This window comes from Metapseudomonas resinovorans (assembly GCF_002003485.1).
GTDB lineage: Bacteria > Pseudomonadota > Gammaproteobacteria > Pseudomonadales > Pseudomonadaceae > Metapseudomonas > Metapseudomonas resinovorans_D.
Genome location: NZ_BDMA01000024.1, coordinates 1 through 6,006, shown reverse-complemented (window position 1 = coordinate 6,006; position 6,006 = coordinate 1). Strand labels below are relative to the sequence as shown.

General features: G+C 65.3%; 6 protein-coding genes. All 6 read left to right on the top strand.

The window, feature by feature from the left end:
- The first annotated feature begins 208 nt into the window (after positions 1–208).
- Positions 209–1,777, top strand: a complete 1,569-nt coding sequence (locus MnOB_RS08490; protein ID WP_077523791.1) for a methyl-accepting chemotaxis protein — start codon at positions 209–211, stop codon at positions 1,775–1,777.
- A gap of 131 nt (positions 1,778–1,908) precedes the next feature.
- On the top strand, positions 1,909–3,429 hold the full coding sequence (gene exaC / locus MnOB_RS08485; RefSeq protein WP_077523790.1) for an acetaldehyde dehydrogenase ExaC: 1,521 nt from the start codon (positions 1,909–1,911) through the stop codon (positions 3,427–3,429).
- Between the two features lie 560 nt (positions 3,430–3,989).
- Positions 3,990–4,061 (top strand): pyrroloquinoline quinone precursor peptide PqqA, encoded by a 72-nt coding sequence (gene pqqA / locus MnOB_RS08480; protein WP_072432761.1) that lies wholly within the window; start codon positions 3,990–3,992, stop codon positions 4,059–4,061.
- 46 nt (positions 4,062–4,107) lie between these two features.
- On the top strand, positions 4,108–5,022 hold the full coding sequence (pqqB, locus tag MnOB_RS08475) for a pyrroloquinoline quinone biosynthesis protein PqqB (RefSeq protein WP_077523789.1): 915 nt from the start codon (positions 4,108–4,110) through the stop codon (positions 5,020–5,022).
- 41 nt (positions 5,023–5,063) lie between these two features.
- A complete protein-coding gene (gene pqqC, locus MnOB_RS08470; RefSeq protein WP_077523788.1) occupies positions 5,064–5,816 on the top strand; it encodes a pyrroloquinoline-quinone synthase PqqC in 753 nt (250 codons plus the stop codon).
- A partial coding sequence (pqqD, locus tag MnOB_RS08465; protein ID WP_077523787.1) for a pyrroloquinoline quinone biosynthesis peptide chaperone PqqD occupies positions 5,813–6,006 on the top strand: 194 nt, incomplete at its 3' end. The genes pqqC and pqqD, both read left to right, overlap by 4 nt.

Here is a 6,006-nt window from a genome sequence, read left to right as displayed (position 1 = left end):
TCTCCCGACACCCGTTACCTATGTCCCCCGGCTGAACACACAGCGCACCCTACGGTCCAGACTGAGCTAAAGAGATCGACCTTGTGCACGGGATGGCCTCGGCCTTTTCCAGGGCGCTACACCATGTGTTCTACGACCAAGGAACCATGTCGCCAGATGGCGATTCGCCGCTTAATACCCGAAAACAATGACAACAAAGGGATGAGCGATGCGCTACTGCCTGATCCACAGCCTCTTGATCCTCTTCATCGCCGGTGGCGCGGCTTTTATGGGCCTGCCGCCCTGGCTCTGCGTTCTCGTGCTGCTGCCGCTGCCCTGGCTGTTCCGGCAGAAGCGCCAGGAGCAGACCACGGTAGAAGAGGGGGCTGACCTGTCCCGACTGACCCGCGACCTGTCCCGCAGTACCAGCCATAACGCCCTGTCCACCGCCGGCGTCGCCTGGTCGGTGGATCGCCTGGCCGAGCGCCTCAAGTCCCAGTTGCAGGCCGCTGAACGCATTGTCGGTAGCGCCGAGGTGATGATTGCCACCGAGGCCGCTACCTCCGAACTCAGCCAGCAGGCATTCGCTGCTGCCCACGATGTGCGCCAGAGCGGAGATGAGGGGCGTGAAGTGTTGCAGCAGGCCATCGAACTCATGCGGCAACTGAGTCTCCGGGCCGGCGCCAGCCGCGAGTTGATCGCCACGCTCAGCCAGCGCAGCGAGGAGATCCAGCAGGTGGCCCAGGTCATCCAGTCCATCGCCAGCCAGACCAACCTGCTGGCGCTGAACGCGGCTATCGAGGCGGCGCGGGCCGGCGAGCATGGTCGTGGCTTTGCTGTAGTCGCGGATGAGGTGCGCGGCCTGGCCGGGCGCACGGCCAGTGCCACGGGCGAAGTCGGGCAGATGGTGGCCGACATACAGCGGCAGACTGCGCTGGTGGTGGAACAGATCCAGCAACTCTCCACGGACCTGGAGGCCGGGGTCGGCCAGGTAGAACTGACCGGCCGCCAGCTGGAGAAGATCGCCGGACTGGCCGCTGCGGTGGAAGGGCAGGTGGACGAAATCGCCCGTGGCGCACGGACCAATCGCGACCAACTCGCCGGGCTGTTCGAGGCGGTGGGGCAGATGCGCAGCGACCTGGGCGAGAGCGATGAACAGACCCGCCGCCTGGCCGGGGCGGCCAGCCAGCTGGAAGGGCAGGCCGAAACCATCAGCGAGCGCCTGGCCGAAGTAGGGCTGGATGACTATCACCAGCGTATCTACGACCTGGCCCGCGAGGGCGCGACTGCCATCGCCGCGCGCTTCGAACGTGATGTGCAGGAAGGGCGTATCAGCCTCGACGACCTCTTCGATCGCCGCTTCCAGGTGGTACCCGGCACCTACCCTCAGAAGTACAGCTCGCGCTTCGACCGCTACACCGACCAGGTCCTGCCGGATATCCAGGAGCCGCTGCTCAAGCAGCACGAGGGGTTGGTGTTCGCCATCGCCTGCACTCAGGAAGGCTATGTACCGACCCACAACAAGGCCTTCAGCCAGCCACCCTGCGGCGATCCGGAGCAGGACATGGCCCGCAGCCGCAGCAAACGCATGTTCAACGACCGAACGGGCCTGCGCTGTGGCAGCCACCAGCAGCCGCTGCTGTTGCAGACCTACACCCGGGATACCGGCGAACTGATGCACGATCTCTCGGTGCCCATCGTCGTCCAGGGCCGGTACTGGGGTGGGTTGCGGCTGGGCTATCGGCCGGAGCAGGCGGCGAATCCGAATTCGGGGAGGAAGGCTCTGGCGCGGGCCTGAGCGCCCGCCAATTAATACCAAATGACGAGGGCGTCTATTCCATGGGCGCATACCGGGGGGCGGTGGCGGCTGACTAAGATCGGTCCACAGCCTGCCCAGCCGGGCAGGTACCGACCAGAGAGAGCAACGCCATGATCTACGCACAACCAGGCACTCCGGGCGCCGTCGTCACCTTCAAGCCGCGTTACGGCAACTACATCGGCGGCGAGTTCGTCGCGCCGGTCAAGGGCCAGTACTTCACCAATACCTCGCCAGTGAATGGCCAGCCGATCGCCGAATTCCCCCGCTCCACTGCCGAAGACGTCGAGAAAGCCCTGGACGCCGCCCATGCCGCGGCCGATGCCTGGGGTCGTACTTCGGTCCAGGACCGCGCCCTGATCCTGCTGAAGATCGCCGACCGCATCGAGCAGAACCTGGAAGTCCTGGCCGTCACCGAAACCTGGGACAACGGCAAGGCCGTGCGTGAAACCTTGAATGCCGACGTGCCGCTGGCCGCTGACCACTTCCGCTATTTCGCCGGCTGCATCCGCGCCCAGGAGGGCGGCGCCGCCGAGATCAACGAGAACACCGTCGCCTACCACATCCACGAACCGCTGGGCGTGGTTGGCCAGATCATCCCGTGGAACTTCCCGTTGCTGATGGCCGCCTGGAAGCTGGCCCCGGCCCTCGCCGCCGGTAACTGCGTGGTGCTGAAACCTGCCGAGCAGACCCCGTTGTCGATCATGGTACTGGCGGAAATCATTGGTGACCTGCTGCCCCCGGGCGTGCTGAATATCGTCCAGGGTTTTGGCAAGGAAGCGGGCGAAGCCCTGGCCACCAGCAAGCGCATTGCCAAGATCGCCTTCACCGGCTCCACCCCGGTGGGTTCGCACATCCTCAAATGTGCCGCCGAGAACATCATCCCCTCCACCGTGGAGCTGGGCGGCAAGAGCCCGAACATCTACTTCGAAGACATCATGCAGGCCGAGCCCGAGTTCATCGAAAAGGCAGCCGAAGGCCTGGTGCTGGCCTTCTTCAACCAGGGTGAAGTCTGTACCTGCCCGTCCCGCGCCCTGGTGCAGGAATCCATCTACCCGGCGTTCATCGCCGAGGTGATGAAGAAGGTCAAAGCCATCAAGCGTGGCGACCCGCTGGACACCGATACCATGGTCGGCGCCCAGGCTTCGCAGCAGCAGTTCGAGAAGATCCTCTCCTACCTCGACATCGCCCAGCAGGAAGGTGCCGAGCTGCTGGCCGGTGGCGCTGCCGAGAAACTCGGGGGCGACCTCGCCAGCGGCTATTACATACAGCCGACCCTGCTGAAGGGCCACAACAAGATGCGCGTGTTCCAGGAGGAAATCTTCGGCCCGGTGGTGGGCGTCACCACCTTCAAGGACGAAGCCGAAGCCCTGGCGATCGCCAACGACACCGAGTTCGGCCTGGGTGCCGGGCTGTGGACCCGCGACATCAACCGCTCCTACCGCATGGGCCGTGGTATCAAGGCCGGCCGTGTGTGGACCAACTGCTACCACCTGTACCCGGCACACGCCGCGTTCGGTGGCTACAAGAAGTCCGGCGTCGGCCGCGAAACCCACAAGATGATGCTCGATCACTACCAGCAGACCAAGAACCTGCTGGTGAGCTACGACATCAATCCGCTGGGCTTCTTCTGATACTCGGCAAGTAACGAAAAAACGCGGCCTCGGCCGCGTTTTTTTATTCCTGTAGCGCGAACTTTTTCCCGTAGGAGCGAGCTCTGCTCGCGAAGCTCCCGTGCACCGATTCGCGAGCAGAGCTCGCTCCTACACCCTCACCCTGGGGCGCTAAATCTGTAGGGGAAAATTCATTCGCCAGGCAGGCCGAAGGGCTGCCATTCCGAACTCCCGGCCGGCCGGATGCTTCCCTCATCCGAACGCGGCCCGCCCCGGCCCCTCTCCCAAAGGGAGAGGGGAGCTGCCCGCGCACCCTGATGGGCCGTGTCACTGTGGGAGCGAATTCATTCGCGAAATGGGTTGGACCTGGGGCTGCGGCTGACCTCGGTTGCGGTGCGCATGGCGCACCCTACATGGCTCATGGGCTCACCGCGTAGGGTGCGCCGCGCGCACCAATCAAGGGATCGGCCCCTACCAAATCATGAGCAAATCTCCTCCGAAAGTACCATTCGGGCCCTTTCTGGGCGGTGGTTAACTGGCCTTGCCGGAATCCTCCGGCGACATAACAAGAGGATGGCTCCATGTGGACTAAACCCGCCTTTACCGATCTGCGCATTGGTTTCGAAGTCACCCTGTACTTCGCCAACCGCTGATCCGCATCGCCCCGGCTCCGCCGGGGCCCCCGCCAGGGCAACTCCCATGCACATCCAGATTCTCGGCTCGGCCGCCGGCGGCGGTTTCCCCCAGTGGAACTGCAACTGCCGCAACTGCGCCGGCGTACGCAGCGGCAAGGTCCGTGCCCAGCCGCGCAGCCAGTCCTCCATCGCCCTCAGCGCCAATGGCGTCGACTGGGTGCTGTGCAACGCCTCCCCGGATATCCGCGCCCAGCTCGACGCCTTCCCACCGCTGCAACCAGCCCGCCGCCTGCGCGACAGCGGCATTGCCGCAATCATCCTGATGGACAGCCAGATCGACCACGTCACCGGCCTCTTGAGCCTGCGTGAGGGTTGCCCGCATCCGGTCTGGTGCACGGAGATGGTCCACCAGGACCTGAGCAGCGGCTTCCCGCTGTTCAGCATGCTCCAGCACTGGAATGGCGGCCTCACCTGGAACCCCATCGACCTGGCCCGCCCGGCGTTCACCATTCCCGCCTGTTCGGGCCTGAAGTTCACCGCCATTCCCCTGCGCAGCAGCGCGCCGCCGTACTCGCCGCACCGCGGTAACCCACACCCCGGCGACAACATCGGCCTGTTCATCGAAGACCTGGAAAGCGGCGGCAGCCTGTTCTACGCGCCGGGGCTGGGCCAGGTGGATGACGCGCTGCTCGGCTGGATGCGCCGCGCCGACTGCCTGCTGGTGGACGGTACGCTCTGGCGCGACGACGAGATGCGCCACTGTGAGGTGGGCGACAAGCTCGGCAGCGAGATGGGCCACCTGCCGCAGAGCGGCCCGGGCGGGATGATCGAGGTGCTCGACGGCCTCGATGGCCCGCGCAAGGTGCTCATCCATATCAACAACACCAACCCGATCCTCGACATCGATTCCGCCGAGCGCGCCGAACTGGAGCGCCACGGTATCGAAGTGGCCTGGGATGGCATGGGCATCCAGCTGTAATCATCAAGGTGCGCACGGCGCACCCTACGAGGACCCCGAGCATGAGCCAGACCGCCATGACGCCCGCCGCATTCGAACAGGCCCTGCGCGCCAAGGGCGCCTATTACCACATCCACCACCCGTACCACCGGGCGATGTACGAGGGCCGCGCGACCCGCGAGCAGATCCAGGGCTGGGTGGCCAACCGCTTCTACTACCAGGTGAACATTCCGCTGAAGGATTCCGCCATCCTCGCCAACTGCCCGGACCGCGACACCCGCCGCGAATGGGTCCAGCGCCTCCTCGATCACGACGGCGCCCCCGGCGAGGAAGGCGGCATCGAGGCCTGGCTACGCCTGGCCGAAGCGGTGGGCCTGGACCGCGAGCAGGTGCTGTCGCAGGAACTGGTGCTGCCGGGGGTGCGCTTCGCGGTGGACGCCTACGTCAACTTCGCCCGCCGCGCGAGCTGGCAGGAGGCGGCCAGCAGCTCGCTGACCGAGCTGTTCGCCCCGCAGATCCATCAGTCGCGGCTGGACAGCTGGCCGCAGCACTACCCCTGGATCGACCCCAGCGGCTACGACTACTTCCGCAAGCGCCTGAAGGAGGCGCGCCGCGACGTCGAGCACGGCCTGCGCATCACCCTCGACCACTACCGCACACTGGAAGCCCAGCAGCGCATGCTGGAGATCCTGCAGTTCAAGCTGGACGTGCTCTGGAGCATGCTCGACGCCATGAGCATGGCCTACGAGCTGCAGCGCCCGCCCTATCACACCGTGACCCGCGAGCGGGTCTGGCACCGGGGAATCACCCTATGAGCGATTTCAACACGCACCAGGTACCCAACCTGCGGCGCGGCTTCCGCCTGCAATGGGAGCCGGCCCAGGGCTGCCACGTGCTGCTCTATCCCGAAGGCATGATCCGACTCAATGAAAGTGCCGGTGCCATCGCCGTGCAGATCGACGGGCAGCGCGATGTCGAGTCGATCATCCGCAACCTGAGCGAGCA

Coding starts and splice junctions, on each gene's coding strand:
- MnOB_RS08490 (WP_077523791.1), top strand. CDS start 209: ATGCGCTACTGCCTGATCCACAGCCTCTTGATCCTCTTCATCGCCGGT.
- pqqB (WP_077523789.1), top strand. CDS start 4,108: ATGCACATCCAGATTCTCGGCTCGGCCGCCGGCGGCGGTTTCCCCCAG.
- exaC (WP_077523790.1), top strand. CDS start 1,909: ATGATCTACGCACAACCAGGCACTCCGGGCGCCGTCGTCACCTTCAAG.
- pqqC (WP_077523788.1), top strand. CDS start 5,064: ATGAGCCAGACCGCCATGACGCCCGCCGCATTCGAACAGGCCCTGCGC.